The 24,778-nt window shown below is 61.4% G+C and carries 22 protein-coding genes; 8 read left to right on the top strand and 14 right to left on the bottom strand.

Translation table 11 applies throughout. The features are described 5' to 3' along the window. Positions 1-46: 46 nt before the first annotated feature. From ACPWR9_RS02055 to uvrA, 7 genes are all read right to left on the bottom strand, one after another. Complete coding sequence (locus tag ACPWR9_RS02055; protein ID WP_426312696.1) at positions 47-952, bottom strand: hypothetical protein; 906 nt, start codon at positions 950-952, stop codon at positions 47-49. 265 nt (positions 953-1,217) lie between these two features. After that, positions 1,218-1,616, bottom strand: a complete 399-nt coding sequence (locus ACPWR9_RS02050; protein ID WP_426312695.1) for a RidA family protein — start codon at positions 1,614-1,616, stop codon at positions 1,218-1,220. Continuing rightward, positions 1,613-2,593, bottom strand: coding sequence for a threo-3-hydroxy-L-aspartate ammonia-lyase (locus tag ACPWR9_RS02045; protein WP_426312694.1), 981 nt, complete (start codon positions 2,591-2,593; stop codon positions 1,613-1,615). Before ACPWR9_RS02045 ends, ACPWR9_RS02050 begins: the two co-directional genes overlap by 4 nt. Continuing rightward, positions 2,590-3,264 (bottom strand): helix-turn-helix transcriptional regulator, encoded by a 675-nt coding sequence (locus ACPWR9_RS02040; protein WP_426312692.1) that lies wholly within the window; start codon positions 3,262-3,264, stop codon positions 2,590-2,592. The genes ACPWR9_RS02045 and ACPWR9_RS02040 overlap by 4 nt, the downstream gene beginning before the upstream one ends. Before the next feature lie 89 nt (positions 3,265-3,353). Then, the gene (locus ACPWR9_RS02035) at positions 3,354-5,351 is read right to left on the bottom strand and encodes an ATP-binding protein (protein WP_426312690.1); all 1,998 of its coding nucleotides are present in this window, start codon (positions 5,349-5,351) and stop codon (positions 3,354-3,356) included. Positions 5,352-5,627: 276 nt separating this feature from the next. Then, the gene (locus ACPWR9_RS02030; RefSeq protein ID WP_426312689.1) at positions 5,628-6,656 is read right to left on the bottom strand and encodes an AI-2E family transporter; all 1,029 of its coding nucleotides are present in this window, start codon (positions 6,654-6,656) and stop codon (positions 5,628-5,630) included. Between the two features lie 60 nt (positions 6,657-6,716). Continuing rightward, positions 6,717-9,581: an excinuclease ABC subunit UvrA gene (uvrA, locus tag ACPWR9_RS02025; protein ID WP_426312688.1), complete on the bottom strand. Its 2,865-nt coding sequence runs from the start codon at positions 9,579-9,581 to the stop codon at positions 6,717-6,719. A gap of 511 nt (positions 9,582-10,092) precedes the next feature. Between uvrA and ACPWR9_RS02020 the strand changes: the two genes are divergently transcribed. Continuing rightward, positions 10,093-11,256 carry an MFS transporter gene (locus tag ACPWR9_RS02020; RefSeq protein WP_426312864.1) on the top strand — a complete coding sequence of 388 codons (1,164 nt, stop codon included), beginning with the start codon at positions 10,093-10,095 and terminating at the stop codon, positions 11,254-11,256. Positions 11,257-11,286: 30 nt separating this feature from the next. Further along, positions 11,287-11,799, top strand: coding sequence for a single-stranded DNA-binding protein (locus ACPWR9_RS02015; protein WP_426312685.1), 513 nt, complete (start codon positions 11,287-11,289; stop codon positions 11,797-11,799). Positions 11,800-11,901: 102 nt separating this feature from the next. Here ACPWR9_RS02015 and ACPWR9_RS02010 read toward each other — a convergent pair whose 3' ends face one another. The 3 genes from ACPWR9_RS02010 to ACPWR9_RS02000 form a co-directional block, all read right to left on the bottom strand. Further along, a complete protein-coding gene (locus ACPWR9_RS02010) occupies positions 11,902-12,579 on the bottom strand; it encodes a semialdehyde dehydrogenase (RefSeq protein ID WP_426312684.1) in 678 nt (225 codons plus the stop codon). A gap of 4 nt (positions 12,580-12,583) precedes the next feature. Then, the gene (locus tag ACPWR9_RS02005) at positions 12,584-13,450 is read right to left on the bottom strand and encodes an SDR family NAD(P)-dependent oxidoreductase (protein WP_426312682.1); all 867 of its coding nucleotides are present in this window, start codon (positions 13,448-13,450) and stop codon (positions 12,584-12,586) included. A 153-nt stretch (positions 13,451-13,603) separates the two neighbouring features. Further along, a complete protein-coding gene (locus ACPWR9_RS02000; RefSeq protein WP_426312679.1) occupies positions 13,604-14,173 on the bottom strand; it encodes a TetR/AcrR family transcriptional regulator in 570 nt (189 codons plus the stop codon). A gap of 178 nt (positions 14,174-14,351) precedes the next feature. On the opposite strand from ACPWR9_RS02000, the gene ACPWR9_RS01995 reads away from it, so the two are divergent. The 5 genes from ACPWR9_RS01995 (at position 14,352) to chrA (ending at position 20,874) form a co-directional block, all read left to right on the top strand. Beyond that, positions 14,352-15,230 carry an endo alpha-1,4 polygalactosaminidase gene (locus ACPWR9_RS01995; RefSeq protein ID WP_426312677.1) on the top strand — a complete coding sequence of 293 codons (879 nt, stop codon included), beginning with the start codon at positions 14,352-14,354 and terminating at the stop codon, positions 15,228-15,230. A gap of 157 nt (positions 15,231-15,387) precedes the next feature. Next, a complete protein-coding gene (locus ACPWR9_RS01990; RefSeq protein ID WP_426312674.1) occupies positions 15,388-16,524 on the top strand; it encodes a glycosyltransferase family 4 protein in 1,137 nt (378 codons plus the stop codon). Between the two features lie 27 nt (positions 16,525-16,551). Further along, the gene (locus tag ACPWR9_RS01985; RefSeq protein ID WP_426312862.1) at positions 16,552-17,256 is read left to right on the top strand and encodes a polysaccharide deacetylase family protein; all 705 of its coding nucleotides are present in this window, start codon (positions 16,552-16,554) and stop codon (positions 17,254-17,256) included. A 118-nt stretch (positions 17,257-17,374) separates the two neighbouring features. After that, positions 17,375-19,687 carry a patatin-like phospholipase family protein gene (locus tag ACPWR9_RS01980; RefSeq protein ID WP_426312671.1) on the top strand — a complete coding sequence of 771 codons (2,313 nt, stop codon included), beginning with the start codon at positions 17,375-17,377 and terminating at the stop codon, positions 19,685-19,687. Beyond that, a complete protein-coding gene (chrA, locus tag ACPWR9_RS01975) occupies positions 19,687-20,874 on the top strand; it encodes a chromate efflux transporter (protein WP_426312669.1) in 1,188 nt (395 codons plus the stop codon). The genes ACPWR9_RS01980 and chrA overlap by 1 nt, the downstream gene beginning before the upstream one ends. A gap of 1 nt (position 20,875) precedes the next feature. Here the strand turns inward: chrA and ACPWR9_RS01970 are convergent, their stop codons facing one another. From ACPWR9_RS01970 to ACPWR9_RS01960, 3 genes are read right to left on the bottom strand one after another with little or no spacing between them, the layout of a single operon-like run. Further along, a complete protein-coding gene (locus ACPWR9_RS01970; RefSeq protein WP_426312667.1) occupies positions 20,876-21,436 on the bottom strand; it encodes a sugar O-acetyltransferase in 561 nt (186 codons plus the stop codon). A gap of 35 nt (positions 21,437-21,471) precedes the next feature. After that, positions 21,472-21,888, bottom strand: coding sequence for a VOC family protein (locus tag ACPWR9_RS01965; protein WP_426312666.1), 417 nt, complete (start codon positions 21,886-21,888; stop codon positions 21,472-21,474). Beyond that, positions 21,885-22,406: a helix-turn-helix domain-containing protein gene (locus ACPWR9_RS01960; RefSeq protein WP_426312664.1), complete on the bottom strand. Its 522-nt coding sequence runs from the start codon at positions 22,404-22,406 to the stop codon at positions 21,885-21,887. Before ACPWR9_RS01960 ends, ACPWR9_RS01965 begins: the two co-directional genes overlap by 4 nt. 195 nt (positions 22,407-22,601) lie before the next feature. Here ACPWR9_RS01960 and leuB point away from each other — a divergent pair, with 195 nt between their 5' ends. Then, the gene (leuB, locus tag ACPWR9_RS01955; protein ID WP_426312662.1) at positions 22,602-23,675 is read left to right on the top strand and encodes a 3-isopropylmalate dehydrogenase; all 1,074 of its coding nucleotides are present in this window, start codon (positions 22,602-22,604) and stop codon (positions 23,673-23,675) included. A gap of 54 nt (positions 23,676-23,729) precedes the next feature. Here leuB and ACPWR9_RS01950 read toward each other — a convergent pair whose 3' ends face one another. Continuing rightward, positions 23,730-24,764 (bottom strand): dienelactone hydrolase family protein, encoded by a 1,035-nt coding sequence (locus tag ACPWR9_RS01950; protein ID WP_426312661.1) that lies wholly within the window; start codon positions 24,762-24,764, stop codon positions 23,730-23,732. Positions 24,765-24,778 lie beyond the last annotated feature (14 nt).

Genomic DNA, 24,778 nt, shown 5'->3' with positions numbered 1-24,778 from the left:
GTCACGCCGGACAGACCGGCGTGACCCGAGACGGAGGGGGCTGAGATCAGCGGGGCAACTTCGCCCGCCAGCTGGCAGGCACCAAACGCAGTGCCAACGCGCGCGACGGTTGCCAAAACACGGACAGCAACAAGAGCGACGCACCTACGACGACGGCAATCACCGGCAGTCCGTTCGCGTCGGACGACATCACCACGACCTTCATGATGGCGCTGATCACGTACAGCAGCGACGAGAGCATCAGCGCGCGCCGGTCGATCACGAGCGATACCACGGTCAACACCAGAAACACGGCAATGGCAGCGATCGGATGCTCGGGCATCAGCGTCCAGAAAATCGGGTGCGTCACCATGCAGGCGGCGAGCAAGTGGAGCCAGAACGCCACGTCCGAGCGGACCGTCACGCGTTGTGGGTCTCTTGCGTCCCAACGCAGCGCCCACACGAAAATCGCCAGGCCCGCGACTACGCTAGCCACCAGGATCCATTCCAGGAAATTCTCCTTGAGCACCAGAAAGTGGAACCACGTCGTGAGTACCACGCCGCCGACACCGAGCGCGATGGAGAAGGGGACGCGAAAGCGCCACCAATAAAGGGCGGCCGCGGCGGCGGTGAAAATGGCGGTTCCGGCGAGCGTGAACCAGCTCATCGATTGCCGCATGCCTTCCGTGTCCGACATGAAATGCAACGTGTTGCCGAAGCCGATCAATGCGACGGTGCTGATGAAGCTGAGGCTAAACCACAACGCGGGCAGCGCCATACGGCGGCGTCGCACGAATATCTCGGACAACCCCCATGCGATGGCGGCGGAGATCAACATCTGCAACGACATCGGCAGAGACGTTGTGAGCCATCCGATGCCGAACGAGAGTAGCCATGCGGCCACGACGACAAAAATATCGTTGAAGCTCGTGACGAGTCGCAGTGGTTCGTCGTCGACGCGTTGCTGCTGCAACGCTGGGTCGATCGCGTCGCTTGTCGTGGAAGAGGGCGAGGGGGATGAAGCAGAGGTGGGCGGAAGGCCAGGTGTCGTCATGTACTTTGCAAATCGGTGAGAGTCACGGGCAGTGTAACTGCGCGGTGCTCTCACCGGTCTGCATTAGATGCAACATTCAGTGACTTCCGCAATGAGCGCTTCCTGAATGCAGCACAGACCGCTGCGAATTCGCGGCATGGGCGTGTCGATGTGGCCATCGACGCGCCCTGCATCGGCAGGCAGATTACCCCGCCAGCGCGGTCGCTTCGATTTCAACGGCCACGCCGTGACTGAGTGCCGGCACCGGCACGACAGCGCGCGCAGGCTTCGCGTTACCGGCCCACTCGGTGTACACCTCGTTGAACGGCCCCCAATCGTCGACATTCGTGATGTACACGCGCACTTGCACCAGCCGTTCGATACGCGTGCCGCACGCCGTCAGAATAGCGGCGACGTTATCCAAGGCTTGTTTGGCCTGCACGGCAAACGGCGCACCGACGAGGCGTTCGCCTTCAGGCGTGATCGGCAATTGACCCGAGACAAACACAAATCCGTTGGCGCAAACGCCATGTGAATAGTGACCGCGCGGCGGTTGCAGCGTCGGGACGTTCACTTCTTCGATACCGCGTTCTTGAGCGCTCATACGGCTTCCCCCAGGGTCAGTTTTGCGAAACGGGCCAGATCGACATTGCCGCCTGACAGGATGACGCCGACGCGTTTGCCCTTCACATCGAGCTTGCCTTGCAGCACGGCGGCAGCGGCCAGACACCCGGTCGGCTCGACCACGATCTTCATGCGGCTCGCGAAGAATTTCATCGTCTGCACGAGTTCGTCGTCGGTCACGGTCAGGATGTCGTCGACGAGCGAGCGAATGACCGGGAACGTGAAGTTGCCGAGGTGCTGCGTTTGCGCGCCGTCGGCAATCGTGCGCGGCGTATCGATGTGCACGATGCTGCCGCTGCGAAAACTCTGCTGCCCGTCGTTGCCAGCTTCCGGTTCCACGCCGTAGATGGCGATGTTCGGATTGAGTGCGCGTGCCGCGACAGCGCAACCCGAGAGCAGGCCGCCGCCACCGAGGCAAACGACGAGGATATCCAGTTCGCCGGCGTCTTCGATCAGCTCTTTGGCTGCCGTGCCCTGACCGGCCATCACGTGCGGGTGATCGTACGGGGGAATCAGCGTCATGCCGCGCTCGGTAGCCAGGCGCGTGGCCAGCGCTTCGCGGTCTTCCTTGTAGCGGTCGAAGAGCACCACTTCCGCGCCATAGCCGCGCGTGGCGTCGATCTTCATTTGCGGCGCATCTTGCGGCATCAGAATGACCGCAGCAACGCCAAGCTCGCGCGCAGCAAGGGCAATCGCCTGCGCGTGGTTGCCGGAGGAAAAGGCCAGCACGCCGCCGCGCTTTTGCTCTGCGGTGAACTGCGAAATCGCGTTGTAGGCACCGCGGAACTTGAACGCGCCCATGCGTTGGAAGTTCTCTGCCTTGAAGAACAGTTGTGCGCCGGTCAGTGCGTCGGCGGTGCGCGAGGTCAGCACCGGCGTGCGGTGGGCGGCTTCACGAATCCGATCGTGCGCGGCCGCGACATCGCCGTACGTGATCGCCAATTGGGGAGCAGTCATGATGTGCCTTTCGGGTCGGAGAGGTAGGTGTAGACGGTGGAGCGGGCCACGCCCAGCGCACGTGCAACTTCTGCGTGGGCATGACGCAGGTCGAGCAGCCCGCGCGCTTCGATCATCTGGATGGCTTCGCGTCGCTGCGTCAGCGTGAGCCCTTGCGGCGTGGTATTGCGTTGCGCGGCGAAGTCGGTGATGAGCGGGCCGATATCGTCGAGGCGGCGCGTGGCGAGCGTCTCGCGCACTGGTGTAGGCGAGGTGGTCTGAATACTCACGAGTTGCTGCACGCTGGCGGCGGCCGCTGCGAGCATCGAGATGTCCATATTCAGGCAGATGGCCGCGACATACTCGCCGCCGCTGTTCTTCAAGCCGATGGAGGTGCTTTTGGCCGGACGCCCGTCGGGAAACCGGTTGGCGTAATTGGCGATGACTTCCGGAAAGGCGGGGTCGGCGATGCGTGCGAGCCCCATCTCGGTCACGGCATCGCCTGGCTGACGACCTGACAAATTGTTGGCGATGGCGACAATCGCGTGATCGGGATCGGTCAGATCGTGCAGCACGACCTCGACGAGCGGCGCGAACGTCTGGCCGAGCGCCTCGACGATCTTGCGGCCTTCACGCAACAACAAGGCGTTCTCGTCGCGCTTGGCCGTACCGGAGAGTTTGGTGGATTTCATGATTTGACATTATGTCACCGGGTAACAAAATGTCAAATTTCGTGTGTTACCTCTTGAAATCCACGCGTGAGCGATAAGGGGTGAGAGGTTCAGGCTGCCGCGGCATCGGATGCCATGTTGTCGGCCTCTGTGTCAGCGTCCTCCTCAAAGACACCTTCGAGAAAGGGTGCGTAGCGTTCTTGCAAGTATTTGAGTGACGATGCTTTGTCGACCTGAATCTCTAGCTTGTCTTGAAAGAACTTCAGCCTCGCTCGATTTTCGTCGAGCACTTGTGCCCACGTCTTGGCGTAGATCGACAGGTTGTCTTTTGCGTGAATCAAGCCAGCGGCATCTTGGACGCGATGCTCTGTGTAAGTCGCCAGATCGTCACTGATCACCCAAAACACCCACGTCGTACCGACCTGCTTGAACCTCGGGTCATGCATGACGGAGAAGGCGTAGCTTTCGATCTGCATGACTTCTGGTGCGGCGATGGAGATTTTTGGCGCTTTCAGCTCGACGACGAGATGCGTCAGTTGATTCGCGCGGTGTTGCTTCGTCGCCTTGGAAAGCATCAAGTCGACGATGCCGCGCGTTTGAGAAATGTGCTTCACCGGTGCGTCGATGATGACGTCGGGATCGAGCATTTTCTTGTGAGCGATCAGTACCTGAGTGAGTGATTCATCATCGACCGCAAGATTAAATTCTTCACCGAAAAGCCAGCAGTTCTGCGCGATGATCCTGTGCAGTTGCGAACGCTCTTTCAGTCGCTGTTTGGGAGCTGCGTCGAACAACACGGCCTCAAGGCCCGTCAGGAATTTCAACCGATCGGAGACGATCTTGGCGGCGCCGATAACCGACGAGAGCGAGGTGTCGCGGAGTAGCTGGGCCAGCTCATCGCGTTGGCGCTTGGGCAAGCGCAACACCTCATCGAGGATGACTTGCAGTTCATCGGGGCTTTGTTCGATGGCTTGGCGCAGCATACGAAGTTGAAACGCCTTGTTCTTCGAGTGCGTGGTACCAAAGTCGGGAAGGTGCCGGGCGACGTTGACGGCAACGATATCGAAGACTTGTCGCTCGACTTGTTCGACCGGCGTCATCGCATCCCCGGCGAAGGGATAAACCTGCTGGTCTTTCCATTCTTCCACGACCGTGCGAGCTTCCTCCGCTGCGCGCGTGCGGAAATAGTCCTTGATCGTCTGTTGTGCCTCGTCAATCGCGGCGACGATGGGCGGTTGCATTTCCGCTAATTCGATCGTGCCGTTGTTCTGCATAAGGCTCAGATGCGGTGAGCACAGATACCCCGAAAATTGAAAAGGACCGATATGAAAGCGGCGGTCGACTTGCGTCAGCGGAAATCGTTGATCGTTACAGAGATAGAGCGCGCGGTTTCCAGCATTCTTCCATTCCACGACATGCAGCCGCGCCCAATGGTGAGTGCCATCAGACCTGATATCAGAGAGATTAAATGTCTGGCGACTGGCAATCGCAGTGCCGGGGTCGATGGACCGTCCGTCGAGGACGATGGAAGCACGGTCTTCATAATCCGCAAGGTAGAGCGCGAAGATTTCCGTGAGTGCCTGGCGCCCGTCTTCCGACGTGAACGTTCGGTAATCCTTGAGTGGCTCGCCGATGGTGAGCGTGACACCGGGCTTCGCATTCCCGGTAACGTCGACCTCGTCACTGATATGCACATGGCGAATGTCGTTCGACGTCATACGGATGCTGTACGACCACAACGTTGAATCGCGCTCGTAGACGACGGCCCATTGCGCAGTGACGCCGATGGCAAACGCCTTGAACCGTCCACGCCCTTCTTGGCCATGCAGAAACCGGCCGGAGGCGGTTTGCGCACCCGGTTTTTTCCACGATCCACCAAGGCGTCGAAAGTAGGTTGGTGCTGCCGCGCGTGGAATGCCATGACCGTCATCTGCGACGACAATGGCACTCAACGTTTCGAGTTCGTTGTACTCGAATGAAACGTCCACGCGGGAAGCATCTGCATCGAGGGCGTTCCACAGCAATTCGGCGAGCGCTTGAATTGGCTTAGCTCGCGTGATCTTTTCAAGGAAGTCCGGTTGCACCTCCACCGGGTACTGATCTGCCATGTCCCTCTCCCGACGTCATCTTTGAATGCCGACCGTTTCAACAATCGGCCCGAAAGATTCTAGGGGCAGTGCAATGAGGAACATGGACGGCGGTGACATCGCGATAGATGCCGCCGCGTGAAATTCTCGGGTGGCGTCGTTGCGCAATGTTTTATTTTTCAGGCGCTTACGGCGATTTCACGTGAATTGTCTGCTCGTTGGAATAGCGGCACAGCCACCAGCACTTTCGGAAGATGGCCATAAAACCATGCCGTGCAGCTTTCCCGAAATGCGGGCTCACACCAGCTGCTTCTCCGCCAATTCGCTCTTGAGATAACCGTAGTAGATCGGTGCGGCGACGAGTCCGGGCAGGCCGAAGGCGGCTTCCATCACGATCATGGCGAGTAGCAGCTCCCACGCGCGCGATTGGATTTGCGTGCCGACGATGCGGGCATTGAGGAAGTATTCGAGCTTGTGGATGACGATCAGGAACACCAGCGACGCGATCGCCACGTACAGCGACACCGACAGGCTAAGCACCACGATAAACGTGTTCGAGATGAGGTTGCCCACCACCGGCAGCAAGCCGACCACGAACGTCACCACGATCATCGTCTTGCGCAGCGGCACGTGAATGTCGAACAGCGGCAGCACCGCGAGCAAAAAGATCGCCGTGAACACCGTGTTAATTGCCGAGATCTTGAGTTGCGCGAAAACGATGCGGCGGAACGCGTCGCCGAAGCGCGTCACACGCCGCGAGAGCGCGGCGGCGAGCGGCTGCATGTGCTGAACCGGACGAATCGTCGAGAGCGCCACAAGCGCGCCCAGCACCAGCCCCACGACGATATGCACCATCGCATTGAGCGCTTCCTTGCCAACCAGCGACATTTCCTGCGTGTGGTCTTTCAGGAAGCCGGTCACGGCCTGATGGATATCGTCGCTATCGGCGGGCAGCCGATCGGTGATCCACGACGGCAGTTGCGTGCGCGCCGACTCCACCGCTTCCATCATGCGGCCGTTGATATGTTGCAGATGACCGGCGTCGCTGCGAAAGAACGCCACGATGCCGAAAATCAACGCCGTCATCAGCGCAACGATGATCGCCGAGAGCAAAGCGACCGCCACCAGCCGCGCCCGCTCGCTCGAAATGCGCAGTTGCAGACGCGGCCCGAGCACGTGCACGAGCTGAAAGACAATCATGCCCGCGAGCACGGCCGAGAGCAGGTGAATGCTCAGAATCAACCACAGTGCGACTGCGGCGAAGAGATAGCTTGCCAGTTCGACCCAAAAGGCTCGATCCGGATTCCAGCCAGAACGCGGTTCCATGCGTTACATCCTTGTCTAAGACCTAGCGCTCAGTTTGCTCTTATTTGCACTTGCGAACACTCATGCGCCGCGCTTAAGCAGCGGCGCAAGATATTTGCCGGTAAAGCTGGCTTTGCTCGCCGCCACATCTTCCGGCGTGCCCTGCGCGATGATCTGCCCGCCGCCTGCACCGCCTTCCGGCCCCAGATCGATCACCCAATCCGCCGTTTTGATCACGTCGAGGTTGTGCTCGATGATGACGACCGTGTTGCCCTGATCGCGCAGACGATGAATGACCGTGAGCAACAACTCGATATCGTGGAAATGCAGCCCCGTCGTCGGTTCGTCCAGGATATACAACGTTCGGCCCGTATCGCGCTTCGAGAGCTCAAGCGAGAGCTTCACGCGCTGCGCCTCGCCGCCCGAGAGCGTGGTGGCCGACTGACCCAGCCGAATGTAACCGAGGCCCACGTCGAGCAGCGTCTTGAGCTTGCGGGCAACGACCGGCACCGGCTTGAAGAACTCATGCGCCTGTTCGACCGTCATGTCCAGCACTTCCGAGATATTGCGCCCTTTGTATTGCACTTCGAGCGTTTCGCGGTTGTAGCGCTTGCCATGGCAAACGTCGCAGGGCACGTACACGTCGGGCAGAAAGTGCATCTCCACCTTGATGACGCCGTCGCCCTGACAGGCTTCGCAACGCCCGCCCTTCACGTTAAACGAGAAGCGCCCCGGATCGTAGCCACGTTCCTTGGCGGCAGGCACGCCCGCGAAGAGCTCGCGAATCGGCGTGAACAGACCCGTGTAGGTCGCCGGGTTCGAACGCGGCGTGCGGCCAATGGGCGATTGATCGACGTTGATGACCTTGTCGAAGTGCTCTAGCCCCTCGATCTGCTCGTACGGCGCAGGTTCTGCCTGAGAGCCGTAAAGATGCCGCGCGACGGCGTGATACAGCGTGTCGTTGATCAGCGTCGACTTGCCCGAGCCGGACACCCCCGTCACGCAGGTGAGCAAACCGACCGGCAGGTCGAGACTCACATGCTTGAGGTTGTTGCCAGTGGCATCGATGATGCGCAGTCGATCTTCACCCGGCGCGCGGCGCTCGTGCGGCACTTCGATGCGACGTGCGCCCGACAGGTATTGCCCAGTCAGCGATTCGGGGGAATTCTCGATCTGCGCGGGGCTGCCTTGCGCGATCACCGTACCGCCGTGAACACCGGCACCCAGCCCCATGTCGACGACGTAGTCGCTCGCGAGAATCATGTCCTCGTCGTGTTCGACCACGATCACCGAGTTGCCGAGGTCGCGCAGATGCTTGAGCGTGCCGATCAGACGATCGTTGTCGCGTTGATGCAAGCCGATGGACGGCTCGTCGAGCACATACATCACGCCCGTGAGACCCGAGCCGATTTGCGACGCGAGCCGGATACGCTGCGCCTCGCCGCCCGAGAGCGTGTCGGCGCTGCGCTCCAACGAGAGATAGTCCAGCCCGACGTTATTCAGGAACGACAGCCGCGCGACGATTTCCTTCACGATCTTGTCGGCGATCTCGCGCTTCGAGCCATGCAGCACGAGCTCGTGGAAATAACCGAGCGTCTCGCGCAGCGGCAAGTTGCCGATTTCATATATCGCTCGTGCCTGTGGGCCTTCGCCCACTTTGACGAAGCGTGCTTCGCGGCGCAGGCGGCTGCCTTCGCAATCGGGGCAGGCGCGGTTGTTCTGGTACTTGGCGAGCTCTTCGCGCACCGCGACCGAATCGGTCTCGCGATAGCGGCGCTCGAGGTTCGGGATGATGCCTTCGAACTCGTGCTCGCGCACCGACGTGCGGCCCTTCTCGTTCACATACGTGAACGGAATCGTCTGCTCGCCCGAGCCGTACAGCACGATCTTCTGCGTGTCTTCCGGCAATTCCTCGAACGGCGTGTCCACGTCGAAGTCGTAGAACGCGGCGAGGCTTTGCAGCATCTGGAAGTAGAACTGATTGCGTCGATCCCAGCCCTTGATGGCACCCGAGGCGAGCGACAGTGCCGGGAAACCGACGACGCGCTTCGGATCGAAGAACGTCATCTGACCCAGACCGTCGCAGGTCGGGCACGCACCCATCGGATTGTTGAACGAGAACAGCCGCGGCTCGAGCTCTTGCAGCGAATACGAGCAGACGGGGCACGCGAACTTCGAGCTGAAGACGTGTTCCTTGTCGGTATCCATCTCCACGGCAATCGCGCGGCCGTCGGCCAGGCGCAGTGCCGTCTCGAACGATTCGGCAAGACGCTGCTTGAGATCCGGGCGCACCTTGACGCGGTCGATTACCACGTCGACCGAGTGCTTCTCCGTTTTCTTGAGCTTAGGCAGCGCCTCGATGTCATAGACGCGAGCGGTGCCTTCGTTGGCTGCGCCGCCGCCCGAACGAATGCGAAAACGTACGAAACCCTGTGCCTGCATCGATTCGAACAAGTCGGCATGCTCGCCTTTGCGATCGACCACGATCGGCGCGAGGATCATCAGCTTGGTGTCTTCGGGCAGCGCGAGCACGGCGTCGACCATTTGCGACACGTTTTGCGATTCGAGCGGCAGACCGTGATCGGGGCAGTAGGGCGTACCCACGCGGGCGTACAGCAGACGCAGGTAGTCGTGAATCTCCGTGACCGTGCCGACGGTCGAGCGCGGGTTGTGCGACGTGGCCTTCTGTTCGATGGAAATCGCGGGCGAGAGGCCCTCGATCAGATCGACGTCCGGTTTTTCCATCAATTGCAGGAACTGCCTGGCGTAGGCCGACAGGCTCTCGACATAGCGGCGCTGACCTTCGGCGTAGAGCGTATCGAAGGCGAGCGACGACTTACCCGAACCGGACAGGCCGGTGATCACCACAAGCTGATGACGGGGCAGGTCGAGATTGACGTTCTTGAGGTTGTGGGTGCGAGCCCCACGAATACGAATGGTTTCCATGACGGTTCCGGAGTCGTCGCCGATGAACCCGCGCGGCGAATTGTCGCGGGAGCGGGTTCCGGCCCCCAAGTGCCCTGGTTTCCCGGGTCGTCGGGCCGCGCCGGCACGGTGAATCCGGGCATCGGCACAGCAGGCGGCGGGAGCGGTCGGGCGGACCGCAGGGGGGAAATCCGGGCGGCTAAACCTGCTAATATACCTAAGTTTGATTTCTGGGGCAGAACCTACCGAGCGCATGGCGCAGGCGGGTTGCCAACGTGGGGACAGATGGGGACGAACGGCCCGATTTCCAGAGGCTGGCCCCATGGCAGCGCAAGATTCCGTCCGAGAGCGGGCAAATGGCCTCCGAGAAGGCCGTGCACAGGCGGTTTCGCGGTGCGGCGATCAGGCGCAAAGCAGGCACTCAATCAGATCAATCCGAGGCTGGACGAGCTTTTTCATCTCTCAGGACGTAATGTCTACCGATTCCGTGACTTCCGCATCCCCTGCCACGACCAGCGGCCGTGGTGGCCGTATGACGCCGCTAGAAGTGCGCGCGAGCGCTTCGCTAGCGAGCATCTTCGCGCTGCGCATGCTTGGCCTGTTCCTGATCATGCCGGTGTTCTCTGTGTTTGCGCAGACGATTCCCGGCGGCAACAACACCTTTCTCGTCGGGCTGGCCATTGGCATCTACGGCCTGACGCAGTCGTTGCTGTATATCCCGTACGGCTGGGCGTCCGATCGGCTCGGCCGCAAGCCCGTCATTATTTTCGGCCTGATCATCTTCGCTATCGGTTCGCTGATCGCGGCGCTGGCGCACGACCTGACGTGGATCATCGTCGGACGCGCGATTCAGGGCGCCGGGGCGATCTCGTCGGCCGTGATGGCCTGTGTGGCCGACCTGACGAGCGACGCCAACCGGACGAAAGCGATGGCGATGATTGGCGGCAGCATCGGTATCTCGTTTGCCGTGGCCATCGTGTGTGCGCCGTTCCTTTATCACTGGCTGGGCATGAGCGGCCTGTTCTCGGCCATCGGCATTCTGGCTGTCGTGGCGATCTTCGTGGTGCTGTGGGTGGTGCCGACACCGCCAGTGCACGCCAAAGCCGGTCCGGCCCCGTTCTCCGAGGTGCTGCACAACCCGGAGTTGCTGCGTCTCAATTTCGGCGTTTTCGTGTTGCACGCGACCCAAACGGCATTGTTTGTGGCGATGCCGCGCATGTTGGTGGCGGCCGGTTTGCCGGTGGCACAGCACTGGGAAATTTATCTGCCGGTGATGGGGTTGTCGTTCGTCGCGATGGTGCCCGCGATCATTGCGGCGGAAAAGCGCGGCAAGATGAAGGTGGTGCTGCTCTCGGCGATCGCGCTGGTGGCGATTGCGCAGTTGGCACTGGGCGGTTTGCCGCCGACGGTGGCGGTGATTGCGATCGTGCTGTTCGTGTATTTCCTCGGCTTCAATGTGCTGGAAGCGTCGCAACCGTCGCTGGTGTCGAAACTGGCGCCGGGGCAGCGTAAGGGCGCGGCGGTGGGCGTCTACAATACGACGCAGGCGCTGGGTTTGTTCTGTGGTGGCGCACTAGGGGGTTATCTGATGACCCACTACGGTCAGAACGCAATCTTCCTGACTTGTGCAGCGGGTGCTTTCCTGTGGCTTATAATCGCCGCACCGATGAAGGCACCAGCGCCTCGTCAATCCTGAACGGATTTCAGCAATACCGGAGAAAGTTTCATGGCATCAGTCAACAAAGTCATCCTGGTCGGCAATCTGGGCGCCGATCCCGAAGTGCGCTATCTGCCGAGCGGCGATGCGGTAGCGAACATTCGTCTTGCAACGACCGACCGCTATAAGGACAAGCAGTCTGGCGAATTCAAGGAGATGACCGAATGGCATCGTGTGTCGTTCTTCGGCCGTCTCGCGGAAATCGTCAATGAGTACCTGAAGAAGGGCTCGTCGGTGTACATCGAAGGCAAGATCCGCACGCGCAAGTACCAAGCGCAAGACGGCACGGACCGTTACAGCACGGACATCGTGGCTGACCAGATGCAAATGCTGGGTGGCCGTGGTGGCGAGGGCGGTGGTGGCGGCGGTGGCGGTGGCTATTCGCGCGGCGGCGGCGATGAAGGCGGCGGCGGTGGTGGCGGCGGTTACTCGCGCGGTGGTGGTGGCGGTGGCCGTCAGCAGCAAGCCCCGGCCAAGCAGTCGGGCGGCTTCGACGACATGGACGACGATATTCCGTTCTAAAGCGTCGCCAAGCGTCACGCTTGAACAAAACCCCGAAGGTCTCAGACCCTCGGGGTTTTTTGTTTCAGGCGTGCGTGAGTGTTAGTGGTAGAAGTCTTAACTTCAAGGCTGCGCGAGCGACAACCGGTAGATATCCGCTGGCGCGAGAATCGCAGACGGCGCGCCTCGGCGCACGACATTCAGCATGGCGCCGCCAACCACACGGGTCGTCAGCACGCTGGACGGCGAGATGCTCCGCACCAGTGCGAGCACCGGCCCCAGCAACAAATACAACCAACGGTAGCTGGTCGTGCGCGACTGAATACCGTCTTCAGGAACGATGGCGGCCGGGCGGAAGATGGCAACGCGACCGAAGGGCAGGCGTTGCAAGGCGTTTTCCGTTTGCCCTCGCACACGCGCCCACATCGTCTTGCCGCGCTCGCTGCTGTCTGCCCCGGCGCCTGACACGTACACCATCGCCATGCCCGGACTGCGGGCCAGTAATTGCTGCGCGACGTGCAGCGTCAGGTCGTACGTCACCGCACGATAGTCCGGCTCCGACATCCCGAACGACGTCACCCCGATGCAAAAGAAACACGCATCGATGTTGGCGAACACGTCATCCGATGCATCGAAGGTCTTCAAGTCGGGAGCCACGACAACCCGGACGCGTGGATCGTCGTAGCCCTTCAACGCCTGTCGGCCGACCACGACAATTTCGGTGACGTCCGGTGCCTTCAGGCAGGCGAGTAACGCGCCTTGACCGACCATGCCGCTCGCGCCAAACAGGACAATTCGCATGACGTTACTCCGTAGGCCACTCGGGGGCTGCGGCATTGAAATCGGCAGCCAACGTGACGGGTTTCCATTGTTGCATGGCGTCGTGACGCGCTTGCTCCTGCGCTTGCAGGATTTGCCACGCATCGGACCCTAAGACCAAACGTGCGGGCAAATCCGAGCGTGTAGCGAGCTGGGCAACCAACGCCGCAATACGTTGCGGGTCGCCGACTTCGTGTCCGATGTAAGCGTCGATCAACGTCTTGAATTCGCCCATCGAAGGTGCGTAGTCGGCAGGCAGATCCTTCAACGTCTCGCGTGCTTCATGACCCCAGCCGGTTCGCATCCCGCCGGGTTCCAGCGTGCAAATACGAATGCCGAACGGGGCGACTTCCTTACCCACCACATCACTGAATCCACCCACTGCCCACTTCGCGGCTTGATACGCGGCGAGCCCCGGATTACTGACCCGGCCACCGACCGACGACACCTGAAAAATATGCCCACTGCCTTGACGACGCATGGCGGGAATGGCGGCGCGCGTGAGGTTCACGACACCAAAGAAATTCGTCTCGATCTGCGCCCGGAAATCCGCTTCTGCGGTGTATTCGAACGGCTCGATATGCCCGTAACCGGCGTTGTTGACGAGTACGTCGAGGCTTCCGAACCGGCGCACCGCTTCATCCACGGCACGGCTGGCTTGCGCGCTGTCGGTGACGTCGAGGGGAAACGTCGCGAGCTGCTCCCCGTAGGCTTGGAAATCGGTCTGCAACGCTGCGAGTTGCGCTTCACCGCGCGCCGTCGCCAGCACCTTGTGGCCCTGCTGAAGCGCGGCCTCGACAATCGAACGCCCCAGACCTCGTGCAGCGCCGGTAATCAACCAAACTTTGGACATGATAGTCATCCTTTGAAGATCTACTGCGGATTAACACCGGCTTCACCGGTGGATATAAATGCGTGCGTACGCACTCAATTAATAGGCAAAAAATTGGGCAACGAAACGCGTTGAATCGCCCTTGCCTTAAACGAAACCTCGAAGCTAACCGCCTTACGCCGTAATGCCGCGCCACACCATATGGAACCCCAACTGCCGGAACCGGATGTGCGCGTCGGGTTGCTGATTCACATGGTCGATGGTGGCATCGGCAATTTGCTCGAAGACCGAGGCGAGAAACGAAATCGGCGCCTCGACCAGCACGCCGTCCCGGACCCCGTCTTCCAGCATCTGGGCGACAGCGAGAAACGGTTCCATGCCTTGCATCCGGGTCGTCTCCGAAAGCAGTCCCGACGTGGAAAGGCGCGCCATGGCATGCCGTCCGGCAGCGTTGGCCAGTCCCCAACTGACAAACCGATCGAACACGTGCGCCATGCGCTGCTCGTAGCCACCCTTGTGCGGATAGTCCGGCATCAGGGCTTGCGCCAACTGCTGCTTGAGGTGCAGGTACAACTCGCGAAACAGCGTTTCCTTACTCTCGAAGTAGGTGAACAAGGTGCCTTCCGCCACCCCTGCGCCCTTGGCGATCGCCGAGGTCGTCGCCATCACGCCGTGCTCCGCCACAGCCAGCGTTGCCGACTGAAGCAGGGCGTTACGTTTCTCGGGGCTGAGCGGGCGAGCCATGGCAATACCGTTAAATAGAGTGAGTGCGCGCTCAATTATACGCAACTTGCGGGGAAGTGCAAACGGCCTCACGAAGCGCGACGCCTGACGACAAAACGCGACAAAAGCCCACGTGGCGTCGATTGTCTTGCGCGAGGGGCCGTCATAACCTCGGCGTCGACGATTTGGGAGAACGAAGATGGCAACGACCGGCGTGCGCGCTGCGGTGGGTATTTGGGCAGCGATACTGACTGCGATATCGCTGCAAGCGTGCGCGCTCGAGATGTCGACCACCCACGGTGTGCCGATCTTTGCCTCTAATGAGGCCGCCATCTGGGCGGGCGAGGGCGGCGCAGTGCGATGGCAGCCCTCGGTCACCGACACATGGCAGTGGCAACTGCGGGGCAAGATCAACACGGCCTACAACGTCAATGTCTACGATATCGATCTGTTCGATACCGACGCCGCGACGATCGCGCAACTCAAGCGTGCCAGGCGCAAGGTCGTTTGCTACTTCTCCGCAGGTAGCTCGGAGAATTGGCGTGCCGACTTCGGGCAGTTCAAGTCTGCGGAGAAGGGCAAGGCGATGCGTGGCTGGGCGGGCGAAAACTGGCTCGATGTGCGCTCCGCCAACGTCCGCCGGATCATGAAAGATCGGCTCGATCATGCAGCGGTGAAAGGTTGCGACGGTGTCGAGCCTGACAACGTAGACGGCTACACCAACGACACCGGCTTTGCGCTCAGCGCGCAAGACCAGCTCGACTTCAACCGATTTCTCGCCGAAGAGGCTCATGCGCGCAGCCTTGCAATCGGATTGAAGAACGACACCGATCAGTTGGCGGCGCTCGAACCGTTCTTCGATTTTGCGGTGAACGAGGCGTGCCACGAGGAGAACGAATGCGGGTGGTACGTCGCTTTCACCGCCAAACATAAGCCTGTCTTCAACGCCGAATATCGCGCGAGTTATCGCACCGAAGCGGGGCGGCAAGCCCTGTGTGCGGCGGCAAAAAAAGCGAACTTACGCACGCTCGTGTTGCCGCGCGAACTGAATGACGGCTTCCGATTCAGTTGCGATTGAGCGGACAAAGCGCCGCGGTAATGCTGTGAAAGTTAAGCGTCGCGTGTGCGGCGACAAATCGAAATATTTCTCGTCAGGACTCCACACTATCTGAGCATCGGGATACGTAACATTTTGCGAAGCCTTCCTCTCGCAGTGTTATCAGCCCCCCATCCCGATGAAGATTCTCTACACCAACTTTCACGTCGGCTGCGGCGGCGGCCAGGACACCTATATCCGCGACCTTGCCGTGGCGATGAGCCGGGGCCATCAGGTCACGGTCGCGTCCCCGCCCGGCAGTCACTTGTCGGAAAAACTCAAGCATGCGTCCGGTGTCGAGACGGTCGAGATTCATTTCAAACTGCGCTGGCATAACTTCTTGCGCGAGACGCTCAAGCTGCGAACGCTAATCGAAACGGGGCGCTTCGACATCGTCCACGTGAACGGCTCGGCGGATCATCGGCAGGTCATGTTGGCGATCGCTGGCTTGCCCAATCGTCCGGAAGTCATCTTCACCAAACACAACACCTACGCAGCCAACTCGCTGGGCAATTGGTTTCGCGCGAAGTTCGGCACAAGTCTGACGATTGCCGTCAGCGACTACGTGCGCGAAATGCTCGAACAAAAATCGGCGTACCGAAACGTCGTCGTCATTAAGCATGGTGTTCGCGCTGTCGGGCAAGAAGCCTTGAACTGGGACGCGATTCGTACGCGCAGAACCGCATTGCTCGGCATGAATTCAGCCGATGCCATCGTGCTCGGCAGCGCGGCGGGCACTGGAGCATCGAAGGGCTGGGCCGACTTGATCGCCGCGCTGATGTTGTTGCCGCCGGATCTGCGCAGCCGATTCCGTGTCTGGCTAGCGGGCACCGCGCCGAGCGATGCACAACGTGCCATGGTGTCGCGCTGCGGTCTCGACGAACAGATTGTCTTCACCGGCACACTCGACAGCGTGCAAGACCTGTTGGCCGTGACCGACGTGTCGTTCGTGCTCTCCCATCACGAGAGCCTGTCCTACGCCTGCCGAGAAGCCATGGCGATGGGGTGCCCAATGCTCGTGTCGAAGGTGGGCGGCTTGCCCGAGAACGTCTCGAACGGCGTGGACGGCTGGATCGTGCCGCCGCGCAATGCCAGCGCCATCGCGCAGGTGCTTCGCGAGATCGTCGCGGACCCGGGACGTGTGCGTCTCATGGGCCACATGGCCGCGATGAAAGCCCGTTCGGAATTCTGCTTCGAGAGTTTCGTCGCGGCGACGCATGGCGTGTACATGGACGCCTTGTCGGTGCATCTCATCGCGTCGAAGCAATTGGCGTGAGGTCGTGTCGTGCGCTATCCCATCCTGATGTACCACCATATCCGGCCATTGCCGGACGCCACCGATCCGCTACGCGGTCTCAGCGTCGACCCCGCGACGTTCGCCCGCCAGATGCGCTTGCTCAAGCGATTGGGTTTTCAGGGGCTGAGCATGCGCGACCTACAGCCTTACCTAACGGGTCAGCGGAGCGGCGAACATCACGCCCTCCCGCGTCGCGTCTTCGGCATTACCTTCGACGACGGCTACAGCAATGTGCTGACGAATGCGATGCCGGTGCTGGACGAACTCGGCTTCACCGCGACGTGCTACTTCGTCGCGGGACGTCTGGGCGGCGAGAACGACTGGGACGCCCATCTGCCCACCCAACGGGCGCGCCTGATGTACCGGGACGAGCTGCTCACGTGGATGCGCCACGGCCACGAGGTGGGTTCGCACACGGTGGATCACGTCTCGCTGCCAGACGTGTGCGCGCAAGCCGCTGCGCAGCAGATCGTCGATGCCAAGCGCCGTCTCGAAGACATTTGCAACACGCGCGTCGCATCGTTTTGCTATCCCTACGGCAACGTCAACCGGCAGGTGCGCGATCTGGTCGAGCGGGCCGGTTATGGCAATGCCACAACCACACGGCGAGGAGGGGTATCGCCGGACGACGACCCGTTCCTGCTCGCCCGAATCACCGTCGCGGCAGGCGTCGGGCCTTACCGGCTGCTGTACAAATGCCTGACCGTCTAGCGGCGGCCGCCATCCCCGGCACCGCCGGGAGGAATTCACGGGGTATCTGACGTTTCATCGTCCCTTCGTCGAAAGGGGAAACGGGTAACCTTGCGGTTTTTAGGAAACCTTGTCATCGATGAGCCGTCACAGCACACCTTCCCGACGCGATAGGGGGCGGATCGGTCGCGTCGGCGCTGGCCTGCTGGCAGCCCTCGCGACGGGCGTCCTCGCGCTGGCCTTGCCTGGTGCGGCACAGGCCAAAGCTTGCCGTGCCGAAGGCAGCGACCCCACGCGCCCGTCCATCGGCCTTGTGCTCTCGGGCGGCGGCGCCAGAGGCTATGCGCATCTGGGCGTGCTGGAGGTGCTTGAAAAGAACCACATCCCGGTCGACTGCATTGCCGCGGCCAGCATGGGGGCGGTGGTCGGTGGTTTATACGCGAGCGGGCTCGACACGAAAGACATGCGCCATCGGCTCGAGAACGTGAATCTGGCCGACGTGGCGTTCGACGTGGTGGATCGTAGCGACCTGCCGCAGTCGCTGCGCGAAGACGAGCGCTATTACGTCGACAGCTTCTCGCTAGGTTTCGGCAACAACGGCTTCCAGTTGCCGTCCGGGCTGGTGCACGGCAACCGTCTGCAAGCTTTGCTTCAGGAGTGGACGCCCACCATCACGGGCAAGGTCACCTTCGACAGTCTGCCCATTCCTTTTCGTGCGATCGCCACCGACTTGCGCACCGGCCAGATGGTGGTGCTCGACCACGGGTCGTTACCGCAGGCCATTCGCGCGAGTATGGCGCTGCCGGGGCTGTTCTCGCCAACGGATGTCGACGGCCGCACGCTGATCGACGGCGGCATTACCAGCAACTTGCCGATCGAAACCGTGCGCGAGATGGGCGCCGATATCGTGATTGCCGTCGATATCGGTTCGCCGCTGCGCCCGCTCGACGCGCTGTCGTCACCGGCGGACGTGATGCAGCAGATGATCGGCATCTTGATTCGCCAAAACGTGGCTCGCCAGCGCGACCAGTTGCACAGCGGCGATGTGCTGATTCAGCCCGACTTGGGCCGCCTGACCTTCACCGACTTCCAGAGTGCAGCGAGCGCCATCGACGCCGGCGCGGCGGCCACGCGTGCGGCGTTACCGCAATTGCAGCGGCTCGCTTTATCGCCAACGGCCTATGCCGCGTGGCGCGCGCGCCATGAAATTCCCGCGGCGCAGACGGTGCGCATTGCAAAAATCGAAATCCAGTCACGCGGCGTGGTGCCGCCCGAGAAGATCAGAGCGGCAATTCATGTGCAGGAGGGGGATGTCTACGATCCGGCGCGTATCAATAAAGACCTGCAAGCGCTGACCAACGAAGACGATTTCGAGAGCGTGACGCAGCAAATCGTCGACGACAACGGGCAGCACAAGCTCGTGGTCACTGCGCAGGAGAAGCGCTGGGGGCCGAACTTCCTGCTCTTCGGGCTGGGTCTGTCAGCGACGACGAAAGAAGAGGGCAATTTCCGCCTGCACGTCGGATACCGTCGCCCGTGGCTAACCGACAGTGGACTCGAAGCCCGCGTCGACGCCACGGTAGGTAGCGATCAAGCCGATCTGCATATGGAGCTTCGGCAGCCACTGGCGAATGCGTGGGGCCCGTACATCGCGCCGTATGTCGACTTGCAGCGCCGGCACGCGAACGTCTACGACGAATCGGGGGATATCAAACTCACGCGATACCGACTGACGACCGAGCGTGCCGGTCTCGATGTCGGCTTCCCGATATCGCATCTGGGCGACTTCCGGTTAGGGATTGCCTACGCGCATGGCACGGCGACGCCGCAGTACAACATTCCCCTCGATGAGGACGTGGCAGCGCGCGACCTGCTGTTTCCGGATATCTATGGCCGCCAGCTCAGCGCACGTGCCAAGCTCGTGATCGACCAGTTGGACGATCCTCAATTCGTGCGCAAGGGCTACTTTCTGGAGTTGCGCGCGGAGCGCTCGCTGTTTGCGGGCGACGATAGTTACACCGAGGTGTATGGCAAAGCGCTGGTGGCGGCGAGTTACGGGCGGCATAGCGTCAACGCCAGCGTGGAAGCCGGTAACAACTTCGGCGGCGTGAATCCCACGAACCCGTTTGGTTTCACCTTGGGCGGGTTCCAGCATCTGTCGGCCTACGCGGCGGACCAGTTGGCCGGGAATTCGATGTTCTACAGTCAGGTGACGTACATGAACCAACTGGCGACGTTCTCGGCATCGCCGATCCGGCGACTGTTTGTGGGGCTCAGTCTCGAAGCGGGCAACGTGTGGGGCGGCGATGCGAGTTTCGGTAGCGGCACGCTGCGGCGAAGCATTACGGCGTTCACGGCACTGACCACGTCGTTCGGCCCGATCTATCTCGGTGTTGCGTTCGCACCGGGTGGCCGCAATAACTTCTACTTCCAGTTGGGGCGGACGTATTGATGGAAGTCTTCATCGCGTTTCTCAAGCTTGGGCTGACGTCTTTTGGCGGTCCTATCGCCCATCTGGGGTATTTCCGACGTGAGTTCGTCGAGCGGCGGCGCTGGCTCGATGATGCGACCTTCACCGATCTCGTCGGGCTTTGTCAGTTCCTGCCGGGTCCGGCGAGCAGTCAGCTCGGCTTCTCGATAGGGTTGGTGCGAGCAGGCTGGCTCGGTGGCCTCGCGGCGTGGGTGGGTTTCACGCTGCCTTCGGTCTTGCTACTCATCGGATTCGCAGCGCTCGCGCCTGACTTGAGCGGTCCGGTCGGGGTTGGGCTAATCCATGGATTGAAGTTGGTCGCTGTCGCCGTCGTGGCGCAGGCGGTGTGGGATATGGCGAGGCATCTGTGTCCGGATCGCCAGCGGGCCGGGATCGCGTTGATTGCTGTTGTCGTGGTTAGTGTGTTGACGACCGACTATGCGCAACTCGTCATCATCGCGCTGGGTGCTGGGCTCGGGCTTTTGCTGTGCAGGGAGGCATCCTCAAGCGGCGTTGGACGTTCGTCCGTCCTCACGCACGAGGTTCGGGTCTCGCGCACCGTGGGTGTCCTGGCGTTGATTCTCTTCGGCGTCTTGTTGTTCGGGCTTCCCGTGTTGACTGAACACGAGGCCGGAGGGGCGCTCAAGGTATTCGACGCTTTCTATCGATCTGGCGCGTTGGTCTTCGGTGGCGGTCATGTCGTACTTCCATTGCTGCAACAGCAGACCGTCGCAACGGGTTGGATCTCGCCAAACGATTTCCTGGCGGGATATGGTGCTGCGCAGGCGGTCCCCGGTCCGTTGTTCTCGTTCGCCGCGTTTCTCGGGTGGATGAACGCCGACGCGCCGAACCATTGGACAGGTGCGACACTCGCCACGGTAGGCATCTTTCTTCCCGGCTTTTTGCTGGTGCTTGCTGCGCTTCCCTTCTGGCAAACCCTGCGCGCCCGGCCCTCGATGGCGGCGCTGCTCGCAGGCGTCAATGCGGCTGTCGTGGGATTGCTCGCTGCCGCGCTATACAACCCGGTTTGGACAAGTGCCATCGTGTCGACACTGGACGTTGGAATCGCGGTGGCTGGCTTTCTTCTGCTGGCACGCTGGAGGGTTCCGCCGTTAGTGGTCGTTGTCTTATGCGCGGCGGCCGGAATCGCACAAGCGATGCTGCACTGAGTCAGCCTTCGTCGATCGACCGAATGATCCGCGCCGGATTGCCGCCGACAAGCGTGCCGGGCGGCACGTCCTTGGTGACGACGGCACCCGCGGCGATGACGGCGTTCTCGCCAACGGTCACGCCACCGATGACGATCGCGCCCGCCGCGATCCACACGCCTTTGCCGATGGAGATGGGCTTGCCGATCGTCGTCGATCGCCGCGATGCAGGATCGAGCGGATGGCTCGTGGTGATGAGGCTCACATTCGGGCCGATCATCACGTCATCGCCGATGTGGAGCCCACCGAGGTCGTGAAATGTGCAGTTCTGATTGACGAAGACATTGCGGCCGATATGCATCTCATCGCCGCCAGCGGTATAAAACGGCGGGATCAGCAAGAAGCTGTCATCCACCTTCTTGCCGATCAGTTCGCTGAACAACGACCGCACCTCATCCGCGTCGTCGAACGTCAAACGGTTGAGCCGTGCGGTGATCGCCATGGCTCGCCTGACGTTCGCCACCATGGCGGCGGATTCTGCCGTCTTGGCGTGGATGATTTTGGTGCGGTCGTCGTTGCACATTCGTCACGTTCCTCGGATAACTGTCGCGGCAGCGCTTACGACGCGCCGCGCGGTGCCTGAATCATCTTCCATCCATTGCCTGCCGGATCACGGAAACCTGCATCGATGCTGCCGTAGCGTTCGACCGGTTCCTGCGTGAATTCGACGCCGTTGGCTTTCCACCTTTTGTAGGTCTCGTGGCAGTCCGCCACGTGTAGCACCAGCGGCGGCATGGCGCCTTTAGCAACCATCGCCCGCAACGTCTGGGCGGTCGCTTCATCGTGAATCGGCGGACCGGGAGTGAACAAGCCGAGTTGGAACGATGGTTGATCCGGATGCTGGACGGTCAGCCATCGGTACGGTCCGTTGCGCACGTCCGTGTGCACGCGAAAGCCGAGTTTCTCGACGTAGAACGCGAGCGCCGCGTCTTGATCGTCGACGTACAGGCCCACCACATTGATGCCTTGGTTCATAAGTCCTCCTTGGTTTGCGCGGGTAATGGACTGACTTTATCGTCGGCCATGCGGCGGCGCTTCTCCAAAACTGCGATGTTGAGATCGGGCCGTTGGGCGGCCTTCAAGATGCAGGCGGGGACGTGGGCGAGCGGCGGCGTGCTGGCTTTCGCCTCGCGGCGCATTTCCCCCGGGCTCATGCCGGTGATGTCACGAAAGATGCGACCAAAGGTGCCAAGGCTTTCCCAGCCGGTGGCGTAAGCAATCTCCGTGATGCTGAGCTCGGTGTCTCGCAACAGCGTATTGGCTTGCTCGATACGCCGCGTGAGCAGATAGCGATGTGGCGGCAGACCGAACGCCTGCTTGAACGACCGCGCGAAGTGGGCCGTCGACGTACCGCTGACAGCGGCAAGCCGCTCGACCGGCCATGCCTCGTGCGACGCGGCGTCCATCCGGTCCTTGGCGCGCAGCAACCGGCGCAGCAAGGCGGGGTCTTGCACATCCGTGGACGGGGCGCTACGGCGTTCGCGAGAGGCCATGGTTTCAGGAGGCGCGGGGAGGATGGACGTAGTGTATCTCGCGCTCTCCCCATCCATGCCTTGCTGGATGGACGACGTAATCTCAACCGGGACCGAACGACCTAGCAGTTCTTGTACCGGGATAAGCAGACAACTATCTGCGTTCGCACGATATCCCTATGCTGACGACGTTCCCACGACAACAGGCGACGTCAAATGGCACATCACATTGCAGTCCTTCCCGGCGACGGCATTGGCCCGGAGATCACCGCGCAGGCAGTCAACGTGCTCAAAGCGCTCGACTGCGATTTCATTTTCGACGAGGCGCCGGTCGGTGGCGCAGGCTATGCGGCGAGCGGCCACCCATTACCCGAAGCGACACTGGCGTTAGCGCGCTCAGCCGATGCGATTCTGCTCGGTGCCGTGGGCGATTTTCGGTACGACACGTTGGAGCGCTCGCTTCGTCCAGAGCAAGCCATTCTGGGATTGCGCAAGCATCTGGGCCTCTTTGCAAATCTGCGTCCTGTCGTGCTTTACCCGGCGCTCACCGGCGCATCCACGCTCAAGGCGGAAGTCGTGTCCGGGCTCGACTTGCTCATCATCCGCGACCTGACCGGCGACGTGTACTTCGGCAAACCCCGTGGCGTGCGCACCGCCCCGGATGGCGAGTTCGAAGGCGAGCAGGAAGGGTATGACACCATGCGTTACAGCACATCGGAGATCACACGCGTGGCTCATGTCGCGTTTCGTGCCGCGCGCTCGCGTGGCAAGCGGCTGTGCAGCGTCGACAAGGCCAACGTGCTGGAGACATCGCAGTTCTGGCGCAACACCATGAACGCCGTGGCGAAAGACTATCCCGATGTCGAATTGACCCATATGTACATCGACAACGCCGCGATGCAATTAGTCCGTGCGCCCAAGGCCTTCGACGTCATTGTCACGGGCAATCTGTTCGGCGACATTCTGTCTGACCAAGCCGCGATGCTGACCGGCTCGATCGGCATGCTGCCGTCAGCGTCGCTCGATGCCCATGGCAAAGGGCTGTATGAACCGTCGCACGGCTCAGCCCCGGATATCGCGGGGAAAGACATTGCCAATCCGCTGGCGACGATTCTCTCGGCGGCGCTGATGTTGCGGCATTCGCTGAGACTTCCCGACGAGGCCGCACGTGTTGAAGCGGCGGTGGCGCGCGTGCTCGCGTCCGGCTTGCGCACGCCGGACATCTGGGAGCCCGGCATGCAGCGCGTGGGCACTGCCGAAATGGGTGCAACTGTGGCGGCGGCTTGTTAGCCTGCCTTCAATGTCGGTATGTCCAGCCGGGGGCATGCGCTTGATGGATTGCGACTACTCGCCAGCAGAGAAGGCGGCGCGCAGAAATGCCGCAACGTCGCCGGGCGCTTCCTCGCGGCCTTGGGCATCGCCGCCCATCGTGACACCGCGTGTCAGGCAGCTTTTCGATTCGGCAGTGGCTGCCGCACCGGTCAGCGTCTGGCCGTCGCGAATCATCGTGAGCTTGCGGCTGTCGAGATCGAACACGCCGTGACATTCTCGCCCGCTGGTCGCCAGCGGCACCGAGCGCAGGGCCGTTGGCCGGTCGAACGCGTGATACGCATTCGGATACTCCTTGACCACGACATGCACGCCTTTCGCACGCAACGTGTCTGCATACGACACGCACGGCGCAGCAGGCGTGTAGTTGTCTTTGCCGCCGACGAGCATCAGGATGGGGGCGCCGTCGAGACGTGCAGCGTCATACGAAATACCGCAGGACGGATAGAACGCCACGTGTGCGGCAAAGCGGAGATCGCCATGCGTCGCTGTCTGTTGAAACGGCGCCAATGACGAATAGAGCGCGGCGAAACCTCCGCGTGAAAAGCCCATGACAGCGATTCGCCGCTTGTCGATACGCGGGTCCGTCGCAAGCAAGCGCAGCGCGGCATATGCGTCGGCAACGTCGGCGGCCATCGAAAGCTGCGTCTGATCTTTCTCGGTGTTACGGATGCCGCGCCCGGTAAAGCTATCCACGATGAAGCTGGCATAGCCTAGCGCGTTCATGCGCTGTGCCCACACCCGCTCGCCCGGATTCACGCCACTGCTACCGTGCAGAATGATCACGGCGGGCACCAAAGACGGCGCGTTCTCGGGGAACGTCAAAGTCCCTTCGATAACCGTCTTTTCGTTGCTGGCGTAATTCGCGAGAAAATCGCCGGTGCTGAGCGGTGTCACCGATGCGAAGGCGATGACGCCACTGCGGCCGTCGTTCAGTGAAGGGGCGACGCGTGCGTCGCGGGTGGCATTCGATGCACACGCTGCGATCAGCATGCCAGCGATAGCCGTCAGAACGGTACTGGCCGCAAGGCGGACGATCCTCGAGTTCATTGCGTACGCATTTC

The sequence above is a fragment of the Pandoraea pneumonica genome, from assembly GCF_049918595.1.
Taxonomy (GTDB): domain Bacteria; phylum Pseudomonadota; class Gammaproteobacteria; order Burkholderiales; family Burkholderiaceae; genus Pandoraea; species Pandoraea pneumonica_A.
This window is presented reverse-complemented; position numbering and strand designations above follow the sequence as displayed.